The organism is Methylocystis parvus, from assembly GCF_049675845.1.
Lineage (GTDB): Bacteria > Pseudomonadota > Alphaproteobacteria > Rhizobiales > Beijerinckiaceae > Methylocystis > Methylocystis parvus_A.
Genome location: NZ_CP187161.1, coordinates 3,941,111 through 3,962,398, shown reverse-complemented (window position 1 = coordinate 3,962,398; position 21,288 = coordinate 3,941,111). Strand labels below are relative to the sequence as shown.

General features: G+C 64.6%; 15 protein-coding genes and 2 pseudogenes. 9 read left to right on the top strand and 8 right to left on the bottom strand.

The window, feature by feature from the left end:
• Positions 1–109: 109 nt before the first annotated feature.
• Both ACPFMJ_RS20400 and ACPFMJ_RS20395 read right to left on the bottom strand, forming a co-directional pair.
• Positions 110–1,342 (bottom strand): glycosyltransferase, encoded by a 1,233-nt coding sequence (locus ACPFMJ_RS20400; RefSeq protein ID WP_424361710.1) that lies wholly within the window; start codon positions 1,340–1,342, stop codon positions 110–112.
• A 14-nt stretch (positions 1,343–1,356) separates the two neighbouring features.
• Positions 1,357–2,625 carry a glycosyltransferase gene (locus tag ACPFMJ_RS20395; protein ID WP_424361709.1) on the bottom strand — a complete coding sequence of 423 codons (1,269 nt, stop codon included), beginning with the start codon at positions 2,623–2,625 and terminating at the stop codon, positions 1,357–1,359.
• 49 nt (positions 2,626–2,674) lie between these two features.
• Between ACPFMJ_RS20395 and ACPFMJ_RS20390 the strand changes: the two genes are divergently transcribed.
• On the top strand, positions 2,675–3,568 hold the full coding sequence (locus ACPFMJ_RS20390; RefSeq protein ID WP_424361708.1) for a hypothetical protein: 894 nt from the start codon (positions 2,675–2,677) through the stop codon (positions 3,566–3,568).
• A gap of 122 nt (positions 3,569–3,690) precedes the next feature.
• Positions 3,691–4,854, top strand: a complete 1,164-nt coding sequence (locus tag ACPFMJ_RS20385; RefSeq protein ID WP_424361707.1) for an LptF/LptG family permease — start codon at positions 3,691–3,693, stop codon at positions 4,852–4,854.
• Here the strand turns inward: ACPFMJ_RS20385 and ACPFMJ_RS20380 are convergent.
• From ACPFMJ_RS20380 to glmU, 4 genes and pseudogenes are all read right to left on the bottom strand, one after another.
• Positions 4,833–5,594 carry an ABC transporter ATP-binding protein gene (locus ACPFMJ_RS20380; protein ID WP_424361706.1) on the bottom strand — a complete coding sequence of 254 codons (762 nt, stop codon included), beginning with the start codon at positions 5,592–5,594 and terminating at the stop codon, positions 4,833–4,835. The genes ACPFMJ_RS20385 and ACPFMJ_RS20380 overlap by 22 nt on opposite strands.
• Entirely contained in the window at positions 5,584–6,408 is an 825-nt protein-coding gene (locus ACPFMJ_RS20375) for an ABC transporter permease (protein WP_424361705.1), read from the bottom strand. The genes ACPFMJ_RS20380 and ACPFMJ_RS20375 overlap by 11 nt, the downstream gene beginning before the upstream one ends.
• Before the next feature lie 108 nt (positions 6,409–6,516).
• Positions 6,517–8,344: pseudogene (gene glmS / locus ACPFMJ_RS20370) on the bottom strand (glutamine--fructose-6-phosphate transaminase (isomerizing)).
• A gap of 96 nt (positions 8,345–8,440) precedes the next feature.
• Positions 8,441–9,741: pseudogene (gene glmU / locus ACPFMJ_RS20365) on the bottom strand (bifunctional UDP-N-acetylglucosamine diphosphorylase/glucosamine-1-phosphate N-acetyltransferase GlmU).
• 270 nt (positions 9,742–10,011) lie between these two features.
• Between glmU and ACPFMJ_RS20360 the strand changes: the two are divergent.
• The 6 genes from ACPFMJ_RS20360 to fae all read left to right on the top strand — a co-directional run bounded on the left by ACPFMJ_RS20360 (position 10,012) and on the right by fae (position 16,325).
• The gene (locus tag ACPFMJ_RS20360) at positions 10,012–11,550 is read left to right on the top strand and encodes a glucan biosynthesis protein (RefSeq protein WP_424361704.1); all 1,539 of its coding nucleotides are present in this window, start codon (positions 10,012–10,014) and stop codon (positions 11,548–11,550) included.
• Positions 11,538–13,739, top strand: coding sequence for a glucans biosynthesis glucosyltransferase MdoH (gene mdoH / locus ACPFMJ_RS20355; protein ID WP_424361703.1), 2,202 nt, complete (start codon positions 11,538–11,540; stop codon positions 13,737–13,739). Before ACPFMJ_RS20360 ends, mdoH begins: the two co-directional genes overlap by 13 nt.
• Positions 13,740–13,861: 122 nt before the next feature.
• Positions 13,862–14,203: a DUF952 domain-containing protein gene (locus ACPFMJ_RS20350; protein ID WP_424361702.1), complete on the top strand. Its 342-nt coding sequence runs from the start codon at positions 13,862–13,864 to the stop codon at positions 14,201–14,203.
• Positions 14,200–15,336 (top strand): quinone-dependent dihydroorotate dehydrogenase, encoded by a 1,137-nt coding sequence (locus tag ACPFMJ_RS20345; protein WP_424361701.1) that lies wholly within the window; start codon positions 14,200–14,202, stop codon positions 15,334–15,336. The genes ACPFMJ_RS20350 and ACPFMJ_RS20345 overlap by 4 nt, the downstream gene beginning before the upstream one ends.
• Entirely contained in the window at positions 15,333–15,707 is a 375-nt protein-coding gene (locus ACPFMJ_RS20340) for a YybH family protein (RefSeq protein ID WP_424361700.1), read from the top strand. Before ACPFMJ_RS20345 ends, ACPFMJ_RS20340 begins: the two co-directional genes overlap by 4 nt.
• 75 nt (positions 15,708–15,782) lie before the next feature.
• Complete coding sequence (gene fae, locus ACPFMJ_RS20335; RefSeq protein ID WP_424361699.1) at positions 15,783–16,325, top strand: formaldehyde-activating enzyme; 543 nt, start codon at positions 15,783–15,785, stop codon at positions 16,323–16,325.
• Positions 16,326–16,364: 39 nt separating this feature from the next.
• Here fae and dinB read toward each other — a convergent pair whose 3' ends face one another.
• Both dinB and rtcR read right to left on the bottom strand, forming a co-directional pair.
• Positions 16,365–17,486 carry a DNA polymerase IV gene (gene dinB, locus ACPFMJ_RS20330; RefSeq protein WP_424361698.1) on the bottom strand — a complete coding sequence of 374 codons (1,122 nt, stop codon included), beginning with the start codon at positions 17,484–17,486 and terminating at the stop codon, positions 16,365–16,367.
• Positions 17,487–17,511: 25 nt separating this feature from the next.
• The gene (rtcR, locus tag ACPFMJ_RS20325) at positions 17,512–19,107 is read right to left on the bottom strand and encodes an RNA repair transcriptional activator RtcR (protein ID WP_424361697.1); all 1,596 of its coding nucleotides are present in this window, start codon (positions 19,105–19,107) and stop codon (positions 17,512–17,514) included.
• 190 nt (positions 19,108–19,297) lie between these two features.
• Between rtcR and ACPFMJ_RS20320 the strand changes: the two genes are divergently transcribed.
• Positions 19,298–20,857: an RNA-binding protein gene (locus tag ACPFMJ_RS20320; protein ID WP_424361696.1), complete on the top strand. Its 1,560-nt coding sequence runs from the start codon at positions 19,298–19,300 to the stop codon at positions 20,855–20,857.
• Positions 20,858–21,288 lie beyond the last annotated feature (431 nt).

Here is a 21,288-nt window from a genome sequence, read left to right as displayed (position 1 = left end):
CCCGCTATGCACGAAGAAATTATCGCCCGCCCCGCCCCCGCGAATTTAGCCGCGGCGTTGCGCGCGCGTCACACTGAGGCGTAATTATCTGTTTTCCATACACAATGAATTAAGCATAAGCCGCGAGGAGCGGCTCCGCGCGCGCCGAAAGGTTTCGCCGATAGGCCGCCAGGGAAAAGCGTGATTCATAATAGGACAGCGCGGCGCTCTCGCGGCGGTCCGAATCGCTCGGCGCCGGTTCCCCCGCAGCGGCGCAAAGCGCTTTTGCGAAATCGTCGGCCATCTCGACCACAGTCACGCCCGGAATATGGAAGGCATCCGCATCCATGCCGCGCAGCGCCTGAGGCGTGGCGATAATCGGCAGGCCGCTCGACATAGCCTCCACGGTCTTGATGGAGAGCCCCGTGCCGCTGATCGTCGGCAGCAGGACCAGCCTGGCCTGGGCGTAGATCGCGCCGGGGTCCTCGACGCGGCCGAGAAACCAGTCCTTGCGGGCTTCATGGAGTTCGGGCGCGCGGGCGCGCACGCCGGCGTCGACATTGCCGGCGATCTTCACCTTCACGCCGGGCGCCTTGGGCGCGACCTCGCGCAGGAACCAGATGACGCTCTCGACATTCGCGGGGTTGTTGCTGGAGACGATGATGATGTCCGGCCCGCCGGGACCCGTCGGCGCGGCGGGGGTCGGCGGATAGAGCAACGCGTGTCGCTTCTCCGGGAGAAGCGCGCGAAAATCCTCGGCCTCCTGCGAATTGAGATGGAGCAGCAGGTCCGCGCCTCGCATCGCGTCCAGTTCCTGCGCCAACATGGCTTCATAGGTCGCGCGCGGCGAGAGCCAGGGCATGCCTTCGTTGAAGAGGACGAACTGACGCGCCTGCAGATCATGCGTGTCGAGCATGATGGGCGCGCGTCCGCGGGCGAGGCGGCGGGCGATGGGCATCAGGAAAAAGTGATTGCAATGGACGAGGTCGTATTCCCGCCCCTCGACCTGCGGCGAAAGCTTGGCGCGTTCGGCCATGCCGAGCCTGATCGCCGCCTGATCGCCGTGAATATAGGGCCAGAGCGTCTGCGTGAGAAAGCGCGGGCCGAGCACTGCGTGAAAGGGCGCGCCGCCGTAATAACGAGGGCCGGCGTCGAGCTCCGGCGTGGCCGCCGTGAAGGACTTCCATATCCAGTCGCGGCCCGGAACGAAGCCGGGATCGGAGCTGACGGCGATGGGCGAGACCTCGGCGCCGAGCGCGCGATAGGCCTCGATCTGTCCGACCACCACGCGATAAGTGCCGCAGGAGTGCCAGGCGGGATGAACGAGCGCGACGCGCCGGCCCGAAAGGCTCGCTTCGCTCATGATCCGCGCGCCTGCTAGGCCCGCGCCCGGAGCGTCTCCAGCGCTCCGGCCAGCGCGCGCGCATAGGCGTCGAGGCTGAATGCCCGGTCGTACAGCATGCGCGTGTCGCTCATCGCCCCGGCCGTATCGCCGCGATCCGCGCGCGCCTGCGCCCGGCGCCAGAACTGGGCGAACTCGGTCGCATCATGCGCCACGTTTACGTTGGTGAGAGTCGACGGGTCGATCTGCATGCCCCGGAAGGCGAGCGGCGTGGCGATGATCGGGGCGCCGCAGGCGAGCGCCTCCACCGCCTTGATGGACAGACCATGCCCCTCGACGGTCGGCAGCAGGATGCAGCCGGCCCGCTTGTAGACGAGCGCGATATTGTCGACCCGGCCCATGAAGAGATGGGCGTGCGCCTCGTAAAGCGCGGCGTCGCGCTTTTTCAGGCCCTCGTCGATATTGCCGTAGATCGAGACTTTCGCGCCGCCGGCCTTGGGGACGACCTCGTTGAGGAACCAGCGCAGGCTCTTGTAATTGGCGTAATTGTCGCTCGCCACGATGACGATCTGCGTGCCGACCGAGCGCGGCACCTCCGGAACGGCCGGATAGATCAGCGCATGGCGCGCCTCCGGCAGGAGGTTGCGGAAGTCGCGATGCTCTTCCTCGTTGAGATGGGTGCAGAGGTCGGCCCGGCGCATCCAGTCGAGCTCGACCATCAACATGTCGGAATAGTCGGCGTGCGGCGGGATAAAAAACCCGCCCTGGTTGCGCAGCGTGAATTGCCGCGCCTGAATATCCTGCGTCTCGAGGATGACCGGGACCCGCCGTCCCTTCTTCAGCTTCTCCACGAAGGGCATTGTGAAGAAGTGATTCGCGTGAATGAGGTCAACCGATTCGCGGTCGAAATCCTCCGGCAGCGGCGACCGCTTCGCAATTTCGATCAGCCAGGAGGCCTGATCGCCGTGAATGAGGCGCCAATAGCCCTTCGCGAGGAAAACGGGAGACAGGAAGGCCGAGGTCGACGCCCCCGAATAATAGCAGCGGTTCGCGCCGATATTGCGGGAGGCGTTCAGATAGGCGTCCCAGCGGGGCCCCTCGGTGGCGGCGGGGCCGAGCGCGTCCATCATGGCGACCGAGACGACGCGCGCCCCCAGCGCCCGATAGGCCGCGACCTGGCTGACATTGACCTGATAGCTGCCGCAGCTGTGCCAGGCGGCGTGGACGACGGCGACGGTTTTCCCGGCCAAGGGCTTTCCGAGCGGCGGCGCGGCGCTCGCTTGCGCCCGGGAAATGTCGTCCAAGCTGCCGCCCCCTTGCTTTTGCCCGAATTTTATCAGTACACCCCCGTATATGAGCCTTCGTCTCCCAAATCCACCCCTTCGCGCGCCGGACTCCGAGGCTGGCGCTTCCGCCCCGGCCAAGCGCTACGGCATCGCCATTGTCGGCAACGACAAGATCATCGACTGGCTGCTGCCCTTTCTCGAGAGCTATCGCGACACCAATTCGTCGCTGCCGATCTATCTCATCCCCTATGATGACAATGTGGAGATGACGAAGCGGGCGGCCGACATTTACGGCGCGACCTATGTGTCGGAGGAGCCGGTCGAGATCGACAAGCTCTCGCACGAGCTTTACCCGGGCCTCTTCAACAATAACCGCCGACGCCTGCGCAAGCTCCAGGCCCTCGCTCTGCCGCTCGACGAAGTCGCCTATGTCGACGTGGACGTCATCCTCTTCCGCGACTTCACGCCGATCTTCGGCAAGCTCGAAGCCGGCAAGACGGAGTTCATCGTCGCCTCGCCGAGCTTTGAATATGTCTACAACGACAAACGCAGCAAATATCCGTTCCTGAAGGACGTGCTGCTGTTCAACGACGGCTTCTGGGTCACGTCGAACAAGTTTCTCAAGCTCTCGGACTTCATCGAGACGATGAAGGTCGATTCGGAGATCTTCCATGACGTGCGCAAGCGCGGGCAGCTCTTCGCCCAGCCCCTCGTCAATTTCGTGACGCATCGCCGGGGCCTCAAGATCGAGCTCCTGCCCAATGTCGTGCCGGGCTCCTCGCATGAGAGCTTCTACAAGGCGCCGGGCGTGGCTTTCCGGGACGGCAAGCCGATCGACGTCGACGGCAAGGAAATCTACTTCGCCCACTGGGCCGGCGCGGTCGGCCTGCCCTCGCGCGGCGTCTTCGATCCGGCATGGACGGAATATTCCAAGGCCGCCTGGGCGCGGTTCAAGAAGTGACGGCCGTGACCCCGTCATTGCGAGGAGCGCCAGCGACGAAACAATCCAGGGCCACGATCCGGCGGCTGGATTGCTTCGCTGCGCTCGCAATGACGAGCGGGACCGACGGCGGGCGATAAGCGATGCCCCATCTCCTTTACTGGTATCTCTTCAAACGCGTGGGCTTCAACGTCCTCGTCGTGCAGTTCGCGCTGTCGGTGCCGGTCGTCCTTTCCTACCTGCTCTATCAATTGCCGCCGGCCGCCGTGCGCGGCGGGCTGGTCTTTCCGGCGCTGGTCGGCGTCTCGCCGACGGTCGCCTATGTGACGCTGCCCATGGCCGTCGGCGTCGCCACGGCGCTCGAATTTTCGCGCATGGCGAGCGAGGGCATGATCGCGGTGCTTTATGCCCTGCGGCTCTCGGCGTGGTCGATCTGCCGGCCGGCCCTGTCGCTCGCCGCCGGCATTGTCCTGCTCGGCTACGTTCTCGCGAATTTCATCGCGCCGCACTATACGAGCAACATGCAGGACGTGCTGAACGTCATCCGCAATTCGCTCAATCACCGCATGCTCGACGCGGCGCATTTCTACACCTTCTCCAATGGCGTCAAGACGCTCTACATCGAGCGCTGGATCACGCCGGACATCGCCGCCAATCTCTATGTGCGGCAGATTTCACCCGAGAAGATGCAGGAGGAGACGATCACCGCGGCGCGCGCAGAGTTCCGCCGCAACGAATCCGGCGTCATCGTCGCGCTCTCCAACGGCAGCATCCAGACGCGCTCGATCACGAGCAACGAGGTGCGGATCGCCAATTTCGATGAATACGCCATGGCGCTCCCCATGCAGGGCAGCGCCTCCCTGCCCGATCGCGGCTGGAAGGGCGTCTATGAGCTCCCCGCCGGAGCCTTCGTCTCCAGCTGGAATACGGCCAAGCTCGACCATCGGCAGGCCGGCGAATGGATGGCGGAGGCGGCGAAGCGTTTCGGCGTGCCGGCCCTCGCCATCGGCCACACGCTGCTCGCCATGGCGCTGACGCTCACCTTCGGCAACATCACCGGCCGTCGCGGCGCCGCGGGGAGCCTGACGATCATCGCCATTCCGGCGGCGCATATCGGCTTTCTGGTGGCGCTGGAATCGCTTCTGCGCATCAGCGGCTGGTTTGCGATCCTGCTGCTCGCGGCCTTTGCGGCCGAAGTGCTGGGCTCGCTCTGGCTCATCGCGAGGGTGAATTACAGCCCGAAGCCCAGGCCCTATGACGCCGCCCTGCCGGCGACGCCAGTGACTTACGCCGCGCCGGTCGCCTGATTTTCCTCCGCGTCCATCGCCGCGCGGTAGTCGGCGATGATGCGCGCGGGCTCGCCGATCTCCTTAACGACGCCGTTCTCCAGCCAGAGCACGCGATCGCAGAGGTTCTCGACGAAATCGAGATCGTGCGAGACCATCAGGATCGTCCCGTGATTGGCGAAATCCTGAATGTATTTCTCGCATTTGTGCTGAAAAATCTGGTCGCCGACAGACAGCGCCTCGTCCACGATCAGCACGTCCGCGTCGGCATGGGCGCAGATGGCGAAGGCGACGCGCGCGATCATGCCCATGGAATAGGTCCGCATGGGCTGCTCGAAGAAGGGGCCGACATCGGCGAAGGCGGCGATGCTTTCGATGCGTTCGTCGACCTCTTTCTTGGACAGGCCGAGAATCGCTGCGCCGATGCGGGCGTTCTCTCGGCCGGTCAGGAGACCGTCGAAGCCGGAGCCGAGCGCCAGGATCGGGGCGATGCGCCCCTGCACCTTGAAGTCGCCCTTCGTCGGCATGGTGATGCCGCAGAGAATTTGCAACAGCGTGGTCTTGCCGGCGCCGTTGCGACCGATAATGCCGACGCGCTCGCCCTTCTCGACGGTGAAGGTCATGTCGTGCAGGACCCACTTTTCCTTGTAGAATTTCTTCCACAGGCCAAAGAGGATCTGCTTGAGCTGATCGTTCTGATGCGCGTAGAGCTGGAAGGCTTTTCCGATGCCGCTACAGCGAATGGCGGGCTCAGATGACATCGACGATGACCGACTTGTAGCGCATGAAGAACTGGTAGCCGCCAAGGAACACGGCATAGGACACGGCGACCACGATGAGATAGCCGAAGACATTCGGCACATAGCCGTCGAGAGCGACGGCGCGCAGCATCTCGATATAATCGCCAACGATGTTGAGCCGCAGCCACATGGCCGTGGAGGACGACATCGCCGCGATCTGGTCGAGGCGGTAGAAAATGGGCGTCGCGAACATCAGCACGGGCACGATCGACGCCATGATATGCGCCACGTCGCGGGTGAAGGCGCCAAGCGCCATCAGGAACCAGACGACCCCGAGGATGAAGAGAAAGAAGGGGACGACGAGGAACGGCGTCAGCACGATGGTGAGCGGGATCGTCCCCGCCGTCAGCAGCCGGAAGACGATATAGACGCCGAAGGCGACGCCCGCATAGGTGAAGGCGCGGATGGTCGCGGTCCAGGCGATCGTTTCGCTCGGGAAAATCGAGCGCTTCACGAAATTCACATGCTCATGGAGCAGGACCGGCGCGCGATAGGCGAGTTCGCTGAACAGGTTGAAGACGATCAGACCGATGAAGATGCCGCTCGCATAGTCGGTCACGCTCATGCCGGCGGACAGCTGCGGCACGGTGATTGAGAAAAGCGTCGTATAGGTGAGCAGCATGACGAGCGGCGACAGCACCGCCCAGGCCGGGCCGAGGAAAGAGCCGCGAAAGCGCGAGATGAACTCGCGCCGCACGACGGCGCGGATGAGTTCCCGATTGCGCCAGGCCCGATCGAACGGGGCGACATAGGCGGGCGGGATCGAGGCGAGCAACAGTCGGTCGTCCTTTCCGAAACAGCGCGCTGGGGCGGCGCGGACCGCTCCGCATAGACCAGTTCAGGCCCTGCGCTGTCAATGGCGGGGGAAAGGCGCCCCCCGCCGCTATTCCACCGTGACGCTCTTTGCGAGATTGCGCGGCTGGTCCACGTCCTTACCCATGAAGGTCGCAACATGATAGGCCAGAAGCTGGGCCGGCACGGCGTAGACGAGCGGCGCGAAGGGACCGGCGACCGCCTCTGCCATCTCGATGTAGCCCGAAAGCTCCGCAGCCGCTTCGTGCTTGGCCCGGGGCGAGCCGATCAGGATGAGGTGGCCGCCGCGCGCCGCGACTTCCTGAAGGTTGGACACCGTCTTTTCCAGGGAGGCGTCCGGGGGCGCCAGGACGATCACCGGCATGGCGTAGTCGATCAGCGCGATGGGACCATGCTTCAGCTCGCCCGCCGCATAGCCCTCGGCGTGGATATAGGACAATTCCTTGAGCTTCAGCGCGCCCTCCATCGCCAGCGGGAAGGACGGGCCGCGGCCGAGATAAAGCGCGCTGGAGGCGCGCGCGACATCGCGCGCGACGGGCTCGATCTGCGCCTCCCGCGTCAGAGCCTGCGCCATCTGGCCGGGGGCTGCGATCAGCTCCGAGACGAGTTCGCGCTCGCGCTCCTTGCTCAAAACGCCGCGCGCACGGCCCAGAGCCAGAGCAAGGCAGGCGAAGACCGCGAGCTGGCAGGTGAAGGCCTTGGTCGAGGCGACGCCGATCTCGGGGCCGGCGAGGTCTTGGCGACCGTGTCGCTCTCGCGCGCGATGGTTGAGGTCTCGACGTTCACGATCGAGAGAATGTGCTGACCCTCGGCCTTGGCGTAGCGCAGCGCCGCGAGCGTATCCGCGGTCTCGCCGGACTGCGACACGACGATCATCAGCCCATTCTCGGGCAGCGGCGGATCGCGGTAGCGGAACTCGGAGGCGATGTCGATTTCGACGAGAGGCGCGCGAAGCGCTCGAACCAGTAGCGCGCGACGAGGCCGGCGTAATAGGCGGTGCCGCAGGCCGAAATCGTTACGCGCGTCAGCGCCTTGGCGTCGATGTTCAGCTCGAATGGCAGGCGCACGACGCCTTCGGCGAGGTCGAGATAATGCGCGAGCGCGCGGCCGACGACCTCGGGCTGCTCGTGGATTTCCTTCGCCATGTAATGGCGGTAATTGCCCTTGTCGACCATGAAGGAGCCGGCCTGAAGCGGCTGGCGGCGTCGTTCGACCTTGGTGTCCTTCGCGTCGTAAAATTGCGTGCCGTCGCGACGCAGAACGACCCAGTCGCCCTCGTCGAGATAGGCGATGGACGTGGCGAAAGGCGCAAGGGCCAGAGCGTCCGAACCGAGAAAGGCGCCCTCATCGCTCCAGCCGACGGCGAGCGGCGAGCCGCGCCGCGCGCCAATGAGGAGATCGGGCTGGCCGTCGAAGAGAAAGGCCAGGGCGAAGGCGCCCTTGAGGCGCTTGAGCGCCGCGGCGACGGCGGCCTCCGGCGCCGCGCCCGCCTTTATCTCCTGGGCGACGAGATGGGCGACGACCTCAGAGTCGGTTTCCGAATCGAAGGCGTGGCCTTTCGCCATAAGATCTTCGCGCAGTTCGCGGAAATTCTCGATGATCCCATTATGAACCACCGCCACGCCGCCATTGGCGTGCGGATGGGCGTTGGTTTCATTGGGCTTGCCATGGGTCGCCCAGCGCGTATGGCCGATGCCGACGGCGCCCGTCATCCCCGCGCCGGCGAGCTTTTCTTCCAGATTTTTCAATTTGCCCGACGCGCGCAGGCGGGTCAGCCGCCCCTTCTCGAGCGTCGCGATCCCGGCCGAGTCGTAGCCGCGATATTCAAGTCGCTTCAGAGCGTCGACAAGATGTCCCGCAACGGGACCATTTCCCAGTATTCCAACGATTCCGCACATAGCACCGCCTCCGAAAGCGATTGTAGCAAATGCGCCGCCAAACGGAGGCCGGGGCGCGTCGTCTGAGGATGAAGGTTAAAAAGGCGCGCGCGGCCGCTATTTTTTCTTCTTTGCCGACTGCGTGGACCTGAAGCTGGACGCCCAGCCGGCCTTTTCCACCTGCCGGCCGCGCGCGACGGCGAGCGCATCGGCGGTCACGTCCTTTGTGACGACGGAGCCGGAGCCGACATAGGCGCCGGGCCCAACCGTGACCGGGGCCACGAGCGCGGAGTTGGAGCCGATGAAGGCGTTCTCGCCGATCACGGTGCGATATTTGAAGAAGCCGTCGTAATTGCAGGTGATCGTGCCCGCGCCGATATTGGCGTTCGCGCCGATGTCGGCGTCGCCGATATAGGTCAGGTGGCTGACCTTCGCGCCAAGGCCGAGACTGGCGTTCTTGATCTCGACGAAATTGCCGACCTTCGCCTCTTCGGCGAGCGCCGCGCCGGGGCGCAGACGCGCAAATGGCCCGACATTCGCGCCGGCGCCCACGCTCGCGCCTTCGAGATGCGAAAAAGCGTGGATGACCGCGCGATCGCCGATCTCGACGCGGGGGCCGATCACGACGTTGGGCTCGATCGTCACGTCGCGCGCGATCTTGGCGTCGGCGGAAAGAAACACTGTTTCCGGCGCGATCATGGTGACGCCGGCGGCCATGGCGGCCCGGCGCAGGCGCTCTTGCGCGACGGCTTCAGCCTGCGCGAGCTGGATGCGGTCGTTGACGCCGAGAACCTCGGTTTCCTGAGCGAGCACGACTTGCGCCTTGCGCGCGGCCGCGGCGCGCGCCATCTCGACGACGTCGGTGAGATAGAACTCGCCCTTCGCGTTGCGATCGTCGTTGTCGACGCGCTCGAGCGCGCGTCCGCCCGTCGAGGCCATGAGGCCGGCGTTGCAGAGGTCGACCGCGCGCTCCGCGTCGCTCGCTTCCTTCTCCTCGCGGATGGCGACGAGCCGCCCCGCTTCGTCCTGCAACAGACGGCCGTAGCCGAAGGGATCGGCGGCGACGAATCCCAGCGCCGCGACGCCGGCGCCTTCGGCGAGCGCATCGCGCAACGCGCGGATCGTCGCGCCGGAGACGAGCGGCGTGTCTGCGAAGAGGATCAGAAGATCGTCGTATCCAGCCGCAATCGCCTCGCGCGCCGCCAGAACGGCGTGCGCCGTGCCGAGACGCTCCGTCTGCACACAAAAACCTGCGACTGAGGCCATGCGCGCAGCGCTTCGGCGCGCACGTCCTCTCGTCCCGGTCCGACAACGACCGCGACGGTCTCGACGCCCGCTTCCGCGACGGCGCAAAGAACATGGGCCAGCATGGAGCGCCCGGCGACCTGATGCAGAACCTTGGGCTTATCCGATTTCATGCGCGTGCCCTCGCCGGCGGCGAGGACGATCGCAAGCGCGGCGCTCTTCCAAGGATGACATGCGCGGCGGCGATCCTTTGCTTGAGCGTGACGAAAAACGGTCGCGCTCTTTTATCTGTTTGTTGCAGATTCGAACCACGAAGGGCAAGCGGAGGACAGGATGCGCGGAAAAGCCGCGTCGCAATAATTCCTTTTTGTTCCCCAAATTTCTTCTATAGAGGAACGACGCGCCACCCCGACGAACCCTTCCGACATCCTTCCGGTTGCTCAATGTTTGAACGCAGAGACGTTTTGAAAGCGGCGCTCGGCGCCATCGCCTCCGGGCTGGCGCCCGCAGCGCATGCGGAGGCTCCGCCGGCCGCAGCGCCGCAACCCCCTGCGCCATCGCCTTTTTCCCGCGATATGATCGTTGAACTGGCGCGCGCGCTCGCCGCCAAACCCTATGCGCCGCCGCCGGCTGAACTTCCCGCGCCTTTCGCCAACCTGACTTATGAGCAGTTCGTCGGCATCAAGACGAAACCTGGCTCGGCCATCTGGGCGGGAGAAAACAAGGGTTTCTCCGTCGAGCCGCTGCATCGGGGCAATATCTTCACAACGGCCGTCGACCTTTTTGTGATCGAAAACGGCGCTGCAACGCGGATCGCCTACGACCAAAATCGTTTCGACTATAACGGCTTGAAAGTGGCGGAGAAGCTCCCGGACATCGGCTATTCCGGCTTCCGGGTGATCCTCTCGCCGCCCAGCGGCGCGGAATCCGAGCTCGCCATTTTTCAGGGCGCGAGTTTCTATCGCGCGGTCGCGGCGGGCCAAAATCTCGGCGTCACGGCGCGCGGACTCTCTATCCGCACCGCCGACCCGCGCGGCGAGGAATTCCCCGCCTTCCGCAGCTTCTGGATCGAAAAGCCGAGCGCCGGCGCAAACGCGCTCGTCATCCACGCCCTTCTCGACTCGCCGAGCGTCGCGGGCGTCTATCACTTCACGCTGCGCCCGGGCGAGGCGACGATCATCGACACCGAGCTGACGCTCTTCCCGCGCACGACCGTCGATCATTACGGTCTCGCGGGCTTCGCCGCCGCCTCGCTCCTCACGCCGCTCGACCGGCGCCGGCCGGACGATCTGCGCGCCATGGTCAGCGCGGCGAACGGGTTGCAGATGCTGACGGGCGCGGGGGAATGGCTGTGGCGGCCGGTCTCCAACCGCGAGGAGCTGCAATTCTCCTCCTTCGTGGACGTCAATCCCAAGGGCTTCGGCGCCTTGATCCGAAACCGGGACGTCGCCGACTATCAGGACGACGACCAGCATTGGGAGCGCAGGCCCTCTCTTTGGTCCGAGCCCCTCGGCGAATGGGGCGAAGGGGCGATCCAGCTCGTCGAGATCCCCTCCGAGTCGGAAAACAACGAGAATATCGTCGCTTACTGGCGCCCCAAGGCGCCCCTGGTCGGCGGCGCCTCCGCAACTTTCGCTTATCGCCAGTTCTGGTGCTGGCAGCCGCCGAGCCGCCCGCCCATGGCCGTCGCCATGCATTCGCGTTCCGGGCGCATCCCCGGCTCGAAACTTCGCCGTTTTGTTGTCGTTTTTTCCGGCGACGTTCTGGCCGACAAAGATAAGACAGCGCGTCTTTCCGCCGCCTTGACCACGTCTCCCGGATCGGCCACCAACGTCCGCACGTTTACCAATGCGCAGGCGAAAACGTGCCGCGTCGTCTTCGACGTCGATCCCGCCGGCGAAAACTTCTGCGAATTGCGCCTCGTCCTGCGCGCGGACGAGGAGCCGATCAGCGAAACCTGGCTGTATAGATGGACTCCCTGACAATCGCGCCAGTCGACTCCGCCAACGCGGCGACGGCGTTCAAAGACCCAGCCGAAGCGCCGCCGACGCCAGTTGAAAACCGGCTCTCGATGCCGGCGCAGAACCTTTTCAAGTTCGACCGCAAGCAGTTGCGCAAGCCGCTCGCGCCCGATCTATGGCAGACGCCCTGGCTCGCTCGTCTCGTCACGTTCGGCGGCGGGCTCGCGCTCACCGTCTATGGCGGTTGGCAGATGTACAAGGTCATCGACGTCGGCGGCGTGACGGCCTTGAAATGGGCGCTGCTCGCCCTCTTCGTGCTCAACTTCTCCTGGATCGCGCTCAGCTTCGCGGCCTCCGTCGTCGGCTTCGTCGCGCTGCTCTCGAAGCGGCCCGCGCCGCGTCTTCCCGAGACGCTGCGCGAAAAGACCGCGGTCGTCATGCCGATCTACAATGAGTCGCCGAGCCGCGTCTTCGCGGCGCTGCAGACCATCTTCGAGGATGTGCAGGCGACCGGGCTGGGAAGCCATTTCGATTGGTTCTTCCTCTCCGACACGACGAATCCCGACGTGTGGATCGCGGAGGAGCGCGCCTTCATCGCCATAAGGCGCCGTCTCGGGCCGAACGCCCGCGTCTTCTATCGCCGGCGCGAGAAGAATGTCGGCCGCAAGGCGGGCAATATCGAGGACTTCGTCTCGCGCTGGGGCGGCTCCTATGCGCATATGGTGGTGCTCGACGCCGACAGCCTCATGACCGGCCCGACCATCGTAAAGCTTGCCGCCGCCATGGAAGCGGACCCGGATTCCGGCATCATCCAGACGCTGCCCCTCATCATCAACCGCAACACGCTCTTCGCCCGCGTTCAGCAATTCGCGGCGCGCATATACGGCCCGGTCATCGCCACTGGCCTCGCCTGCTGGATGGGCCGCGACGGCAATTATTGGGGTCACAACGCAATCATCCGCACAGAGGCGTTCGCGCGCCATTGCGGCCTGCCCGACCTGCGCGGACGTCCGCCGTGGGGCGGCCACATCCTGTCGCACGATTTCGTCGAGGCGGCGCTGATCCGCCGCGCGGGATACTCCGTCTATATGCTGCCGACGCTCGGCGGCTCATATGAAGAAAGCCCGCCCTCGCTCATCGACCTTTCCATCCGCGACCGGCGCTGGTGCCAGGGCAATTTGCAGCATTCGCGCGTGCTCGTCGCGAGCGGCTTGAGCTGGGCCTCGCGCCAGCACTTCCTGACCGGGATTTTCGGCTATCTCACCTCGCCGCTCTGGCTGATGCAGCTCTTGATCGGTATCGTGATCGTCTTCCAGGCGAGCTACTTCAAGCCGGAATATTTCACGGGCGAATTCGCGCTCTTCCCCACCTTCCCGCGCTTCGATGCGCAGCGCTCGCTGGAGCTCTTCGCGCTGACCATGGGCATTCTGCTCGCGCCGAAATTCTTCGGCCTGCTCGTCGCGATCTACGAGCCGGAGACGCGCAAGGGCTCGGGCGGGGTCATCATGCTGCTCATTTCGACGCTGTTCGAGATCATCCTGTCGGCGCTCCTCGCCCCGATCATGATGTTGATCCAGACCGGCCATGTCGTGCACATCGTCTTCGGCTTCGACACGGGCTGGGACCCGCAGCGGCGCGACGATGGCTCCGTCCCGCTCATGGACATTGTGCGACGCCACCGTTCGCATGTGGCGCTGGGCGCGCTCAGCCTATTCGCCGGCCTCATGATCTCGCCCTCGCTCGTCGCCTGGATGTCGCCGACGATCGCCGGCCTCATCCTCGCCATTCCAATATCCTGGCTCACGAGCCAGCGCTGGCTCGGTCTCGTCTTCCGCCGCGCCGGGGTGCTGGTGACGCCGGAAGAGACGACGACGCCGCCCATCGCCAAACGCGGCAAGGCGCTCTCAAAGGCGCTCGGGCGCTCGGACGAGGATGAGATGAACGGCGTGGCGGCGATTCACGCCGACCCCGAGTTGCGCGTTTTGCATGAAGCCTGGCTGCCGAACCGCAAGCCGCGCCAGCGCGGCGTCATCACGGCCGACCGCGCCGTCGCGGAAGCCAAGATCGCCGACGCAGAGACGATCGAAGACGTGTTGCAGTGGCTCAATCGCGGCGAGCGTCTCGTGGCCCTTTCCGATCGCGCGCTGATCGGCATGATAGCGCGGCTGCCAAACAAGGCCGAGAAGCAGGAAGCGCGGGCGGCGGAGTAAGCAGCTCCCTGTCCCCTCCCCGTTGATGGGGGAAGGGGACGCTCGCGATCAGCGATGTCGACGAAGGCTGGCGTCCGCTCCCTCGCCCGCAAGGCGGGGAGCGCGGGAGGGGGCAAGCAAGAGTGACCACGGTTTACAAGATCGTCTCCGTTCCCGAATGGCGCAGAGCCGAGGCGGAGGGCGTTTTCCGCGGCGCGGCCATCGACCTTACTGACGGCTACATCCATTTCTCCTCGGCCGAGCAGGTGGAGGAAACGGCGGCCAAGCACTTCGCCGGCGCGCCCGACCTGCTGCTCGTCTCGATCGACGCCGCCAAGCTCGGCGACGCGCTGAAATGGGAAGTCTCGCGCGGGGGCGCGCTCTTTCCTCATCTCTACGCGCCGCTTTCCATGGACGCAGTGACGCGCGTCGCGCCCCTGCCCTTGCGCGCCGATGGGCGCCATGATTTCACGGGCCTCTTATGATCGACCCTTTCAAGCTCGCTTTGCCCTTACTGCGCCTGCTCGACGCCGAGAATGCGCACCGCGCGACGATTGCGGGGCTGAAACGCCTGCCTGCTCAGACGCCTCAAAAGGATGACCGCCGCCTCGCCGTCTCCGCCTTCGGGCTTGACTTCCCGAACCCCATCGGCCTCGCGGCCGGCTTCGACAAGAACGCCGAGGTTCCGGGCGCGATGCTCGGTTTCGGCTTCGGTTTCGTGGAGGTCGGCACGCTGACGCCGCGCGCCCAGCCCGGCAACGACCGCCCCCGCGCATTCCGGCTGCTCGAGGATCGCGGCGTCGTCAATCGCTACGGCTTCAACAATGACGGCCACGCGCCAGCTCTGGAGCGTCTGACGCGTCGCCTCGCCCATCTCGCCGAAACAAAGGAGCGTCGCCATTACGGCGCCGGCCCCTACCGCGGCGCGCATGACGGCGCGGGGGTGGTGGGAGTCAATGTCGGCGCCAACAAGGACGCGGAAGACCGCATCGCCGATTATGTCGAGGGCGTCGGCGCTTTCGCCGAGGTCGCGGATTACTTCACCATCAATGTCAGTTCGCCCAATACGCCGGGCCTGCGCGATCTTCAGGCGCCCGAAGCGCTCTCCGAACTCCTCGCCCGCGTGATCGACGCGCGTGACGCCGCGCCCGTGCAAAGGCCCGTCCTGTTGAAGATCGCGCCCGACCTTGCCCTCGATCAACTCGACGGCATCGTCCGCGTCGCGCTCGATCGGCGCATCGACGGCATGATCGTTTCCAACACGACGATTTCGCGGCCCGAGACGTTGCGCTCGCCGCTGGGCAAGGAAAGCGGCGGCCTTTCCGGCAAGCCGCTCTTCCCGCTTTCCACCTATATGCTCGCGCAGACCTATCTGCGCGTCGAAGGGCAGTTTCCGCTGATCGGCGTGGGCGGCGTCGACAGCGCCGAGACGGCGCTCGCCAAGATCGAAGCCGGCGCAACGCTGGTGCAGCTCTATTCCGCGCTCATCTATGAAGGCCCCGGCCTCGTCTCGCGCATCAAAGGCGGCCTGTTCGATGCGCTTCAAAGCGAGAACGTCACGCTCGCTGCGCTCGTCGGCCGAAAGGCGGCGCAATGGGCGCAGGGAGACGCGACGTGAGCGACGACGAGAAAGCCATTCGCGCCTTCGTCCAGAACTGGTTCGAGGCGAGCAAGAGCGGCGACATCGACGCCATCGTCGCCCTCATGGAAGACGACGCCGTCTTCATGTCGCCGGGCGCGGAGCCCTTCGGCCGCGACGCCTTCAAGGCGATGGCCGCGCAGATGAAGCATATGCGCCTCGACATGCAGAGCGACATTCTCGAGATCAAAGTCCTGGGCGACTGGGCCTTTTTCCGCAGCCGCCTGCAGGTCGGCGTCACGCCGCCCGGCGGCAAGACGCTGCGCCGCGCCGGCCAGACGCTGACGCTCCTGCGCAAGGGCGCCGACGGCGCCTGGCGCCTCGCCCGCGACGCCAACATGCTCGTCTGACGCAGCCGGCGCGCGGCTTTCCTGCGGCCGCGCGCGATGCTATGCGAGCGCCCATCCAACTTAAGAGGAAATCCCATGAGCGAACATATCTGGCTGGCCACCGGCGAGGCGACGGTTCTCGCGGCCGACGGGCAATATACGGATGCGATGCCGGAAGTTCTGATCGGCAACGTCAAGGGTCCGGTCGGTCACGCCTTCGCGTCCATGACCGGCCAGGTCGCCGGCCATCCGCGCATGTTCGTCATCCGCGATCTGAATCAGCAGGTTCGCCCGGCGACGATGATGACCACCAAGATGACGGTGAAGTCGGAAGCCTATGTGGAACTGCTCGGCGGCGTTGTGCAGGCGGCGACCGCCGACGCCATTGTCGACTGCGTGGCCGAGGGGATCATTCCGAAGGATCAGGCCAACGAGCTGTGCATGGTCATCATGATCTGGCTCGATCCGCGCTGCGCCACGGACGAGAATCTCGACCGCAAGGATCTCTACCGCACCAATTACGAAGCCACCAAGCTCGCCATCTCGCGCGCCATCAAGGGCGAGCCGACGGTTGACCAGCTCATCGCCAACCGCAAGACGATTTCGCATTACGCGCTGGAAGGCGTGTTCGACGATTGATTGATTGTCGGACGGCGGCGCTTCCGCGCGCCGCCGCTCTCATATTTCCAACGTCAACTGCTCTTGCGTTTTCGCCGTCTCTTCGCTGAGCGACGACAGGCTCACGCCCAGAAGCCTGATTCCCTTCTCCACCGGAAACACCGGGCCAAGCAGCGAGAAGGCCGCCTCCTCGAATTGCTGCAGCGATGAGATGGGCGCCTCGCATGTGCGGGCGCGGGTGATCTGGCGGAAATCCGAATATTTCACCTTGAGAGTCACGGTGCGACCGCGCACCGGCCCGTTCTCGATCGCGCGCCAAACCTTCGCGAGGATCGGCTCCAGAGCGGCGCGCGCCGCGTCGTAGGTGAACAAATCCTCGAAAAAAGTGTTCTCCGCGCCAATGGATTTGCGGATGCGGTTGGCGCGCACGGGTCGCTCGTCGACGCCACGCGCAATCGAGAAATAGTAAGCGCCAGCCTTCCCGAAATGCTCTTGCAGAAAAGCAAGCGTCTGCGCCTTGAGATCGCGTCCCGTCTCGATGCCAAGCCGATTCATCTTCTCGCGCGTCGCCGGACCGACGCCGTGGAAGCGCCCAACCTCCAGCGTCTCGACAAAGACCGGCCCCATCTTCGGCGTGATGACGAAGAGGCCGTCGGGCTTTTTGTAATCAGAGGCGATCTTGGCGAGAAACTTGTTGTAGGAAACGCCCGCCGAGGCGGTCAGGCTCGTCGCCGCCTTGATCTTCGCACGGATTTCCTCGGCGATTTGCGTCGCGGAGGAAATGCCCTTCAGATTGTCAGTCACATCCAGATAGGCTTCGTCCAGCGCCAGCGGTTCGATGACCGGCGTATATTCGGCGAAGATCGCGCGTATCTGCATCGACACTTGCCGATAGACATCGAAGCGCGGCTTCACGAAGACGAGTTCCGGACATTTGCGCCGCGCCGTCACGGACGGCATGGCGGATCTCACGCCAAATTTGCGCGCCTCATAGCTCGCCGCCGCCACGACGCCGCGCTCTCTCGCGCCGCCCACCGCCACGGGCTTGCCACGCAGCTCGGGATTGTCACGCTGCTCGACCGAGGCGTAGAAGGCGTCCATGTCGATATGAATGATCTTGCGCGAACGCGCGCCCTCGCCCGCCTTCTCGCTGCCCCCGCTCGCCGGATCGCGCTCGCTCATGACGCGCCATTATAAGGCGCCGGCGTCATTTGCCGGAAACCGTCTTCCAGTCCAGTTCGAAGCGCGCAAGATATTTGCGCAGCCGGTCCGCGTCGTTGACGCTCGCGCGTTGCGCGCGCGACGCTGAGAAGAGCGCTCGCCCCGCCGCGCTGAGCGAGGAATGGGCGCGACAAAGGCGGATGACCGCCGCGAGTTGGACACGGTCGAAAAGGTCGATGTCGGCCAATGCGTCATCGCCGAGCAGTTCACGCAAGGCCGCGTCGGGCTCGTCCACTCCGCCACGGCGCCACGACGCTTCAAGCCGCGCGATTTCCTCCACGACGATCTCTTCTGTAATGCGCCGCGCCGGAGCCAATGTCGCCATGCGCGTCACCGAGGCGCCCAGATCGCGGAAATTTGCGCGCCACGTCGCGCGGTCGGAGCGGGCGAAGGCGAGATAGCGCTCGCGCGCCTCGCGGTTGAAGGTCGCGCGCGCGCCTTCGCGTTCCGAGAAGCGCGCGAGCTCGAAATCGAGATTGGGCTCGATATCCTCGCGCCGGTCCTTCAGCGCAGGCAGCTCGAAAGTCCAGAGATTGAGGCGCGCGAGCAAATCCTCGCGAAACTTGCCCTTCGCCACGTCGATCGAAAGATCGCGATTGGTGCCGGCGATAAGCTGAAAATCGCTCATCGCCTCCTTGTCGGAGCCGAGCGGCAGGAAGCGCTTCTCCTCTATGGCGCGCAGGATCATCGCCTGCTCGTCGAGGCCCAGCTCTCCAATTTCGTCGAGAAACAAAATGCCGCCGTCCGCCTTGCGCAAAAGACCCGGCCGATCTGCAAGCGCGCCGGTGAAGGCGCCCTTGGCGTGACCGAAAAGCGCAGACATCGCGCCGTCGCCGCGCAGCGTCGCGCAGTTCACCTCAACAAACGGCCCCTTCAGGCGATGCCGCGTCTTCTTCAACTCATAGATGCGGCTCGCGAGCTGCGACTTGCCCGCGCCCGTCGGCCCGGTGAGCAGCAGCGGCGCCTTGGAGAGCGCGGCCACCTGCTCGATGCGCTCGATCATCCGGTTGAAGGCGCCGTTGCGCGTCGCGATGCCGGATTTGAGGAAGGATGTCGCCTCGGCTTTTTCGGCTGCAAAACGCGTTGCGATCCTGTCGTAGCGCGCCAGATCGAGATCGATGATGTCGTATTTGCCCGGCCCGCCCTGTCGCCAGCGCTTTGGCGGCGTGAGTTGCAGGATCTTGGCGGGCGCGTAATGCGCCTCGACCAGCAGGAACCAGCAAATCTGCGCGACATGCGTGCCGGTGGTGATGTTGACGAGGTAGTCCTCCGCTTCCGCGTCGAAGGGAAAGGCGTCGGCGAAATCGCGCATCGCGCCATAGACCTCCTGGAGGTCCCAGGGGTCTTTGAAATTCATCACATGCGGCCGCACCCGCGTCTCGGGGGAGACCTGCGCAATATCCGCCGTCACGCGCTCGGCGAGCGCGGTCGCGTGGTTGTCGTGAATGAGCTCCAGCCGGTCGACCAGAAAATCCTCATGCTGGCAGAGCGCGACGGTCGGCCGCCAACGCTCCCAGCGATTTTCCTTGCCGGCGTCCATGGTGGTGCCGAGGAAGCCGATGACGACCCGGGGCCGCGCCATCTGTTTTATCCATTTTTATAAGTTCAGATATTTTTATCTCGCTTTATCGGAGCCGACAAGCCCATGGCGGGAAGCCGCGAAATTTTTTTATCTTTTTATTTCATATGGTTACATATTCTTTCCTGCACGACATCCGCTCTGGCACGCCTGTCGCAATACAGGTTCCGTCAAAACGAGAAGGAACGGAACCATGGCGAACAAATCCCTGTTCGCATCCATCGCCGGAATGCTGCTTCCCCAGACGGATGCGCGAAACGAAGCGGGCGGCCCCGCCTATGCGCTGACGCCGCGCCACAAGCTGGCGCAGCTCGCCGCGACGGGAACGCTGAACCGCACTTTCTACGCGGAAGCGCGGACCCAGCTCGACGACGTGCTGCTGACGGCGCTCGACGTGGATCCGGCCTTCATCGCCAAGACGGCGGTCTATGCGCGCCGTCGCGGGCACATGAAGGACATGCCGGCGCTGCTCGTCGCGCTCTTGTCGACCATGCAGACGGACGACTTCTCGAAGGCGTTCCCGCGCGTGATCGACAACGGCAAGATGCTGCGCAGCTTCGTGCAGATCATGCGTTCGGGCGCCGTGGGACGTAAGTCTCTCGGCTCGCGACCCAAGCGTTTCGTCGCCAACTGGCTCGAAACGGCGTTGGATATCGAGATCATGCGCGCGGCGGTGGGCCAGGACCCCTCGCTCGTCGATGTGATCAAGATGGTCCATCCCAAGCCGAAGTCGAAGGAACGCGAGGCGCTCTATGGCTATCTGATCGGGAAGCCCCACGACGTTTCGATCCTGCCGCGGATCGTGCAGGAATTCGAGGCGTTCAAGCGCGATCCGGGAAAGGCGCCGCCGAACGTGCCGTTCCAGATGCTGACCGCGCTCCCTCTCACGAAGGAGCATTGGGCGGCGATCGGGTCGAAGGCGGGCTGGCAGATGCTGCGCATGAACCTCAACACCTTCGCGCGTCACGACGCGTTCGAGGTCAAGTGGTTCCCGCGCAAGGCGGCGGCGCGATTGCGCGACCCTGCGGAGATCAAGCGTGCGCGCGTGTTCCCCTATCAGCTGATGGCGGCTTACGCCGCCGCGGATGAGAAGGTTCCGCGCATGGTGCAGGAGGCGTTGCAGGATGCGATGGAAACCGCGGTCTCGAACGTTCCCCGCGTGAAGGGGAAGGTTGTCGTGTGCCCGGACGTGTCCGGTTCGATGTCGTCGTCCGTGACGGGCTACCGCAAGGGCGCGACCTCGAAGGTGCGCTGCATCGACGTGGCCGGCCTCGTAGCGGCGGCGTTTCTGCGGTCGAACACCGATACGCGCGTGCTGCCCTTCGACTTCGACGTGGTCGACGTGCGTCTCAACGCACGCGACAGCGTGATGACGAACGCGCAGAAGCTCGCCTCGATTGGGGGCGGCGGAACCAATTGTTCGGCGCCGCTGACGAAGCTCGTCGAGGAGAGCGCGAAGGTCGATCTCGTGATCTATGTCTCGGACAACGAGTCCTGGGTCGACGCATGCGAGGGCGGCTGCGGAACGGCGACGATGGAGATGTGGCAAAAGCTGAAGCGCCGGAACCCCGACGCCAAGCTCGTCTGCATCGACATCCAGCCTTACGGCACGACGCAGGCGGCGGAGCGAGCGGACATTTTGAACATTGGCGGCTTCTCTGACGCCGTGTTCGACATGATCGCAGCCTTCGCGAAAGGCGAGCTCGATCCAGAGCATTGGGTGGGCGAGATCGAGAAGATCGATCTCGGATGAAAAGGAGCCATGGCGAATGCGGTCGGGAGTACATTGCCTGGAACGCAAATCCCCTCTCGACAATCGGGCGCAAGCCTCTTGTCGTCATGGCTCGTCAGCTTGAAAGGAATTGGCCGCGACGAATGCCGAATGAAACTACATCGCTGTTAACGACCAGGTCGCGGGTTCGACTCCCGTCAGGCGAAAGCCTGTAGCTCAGTGGTAGAGCGGGGCTCGGAGAAAAGCGGCGCAAGCCGCTTATCGAAGAGCAATGTTTCGTTCAAAACTTGTCGTCGCGGCCTTGCCGCCCCGATATCGAAGGAGAATGCAATCGCGGCGAATGCCGACGGAACTACATCTTGTCGCGGGTTCAAGTCCCGCCGGGCGCAAGCCCGTAGCTCAGCGGTTAGAGCAGATCCATGAAGGGCGGCGTGAGCCGACCGAAAAGGAAG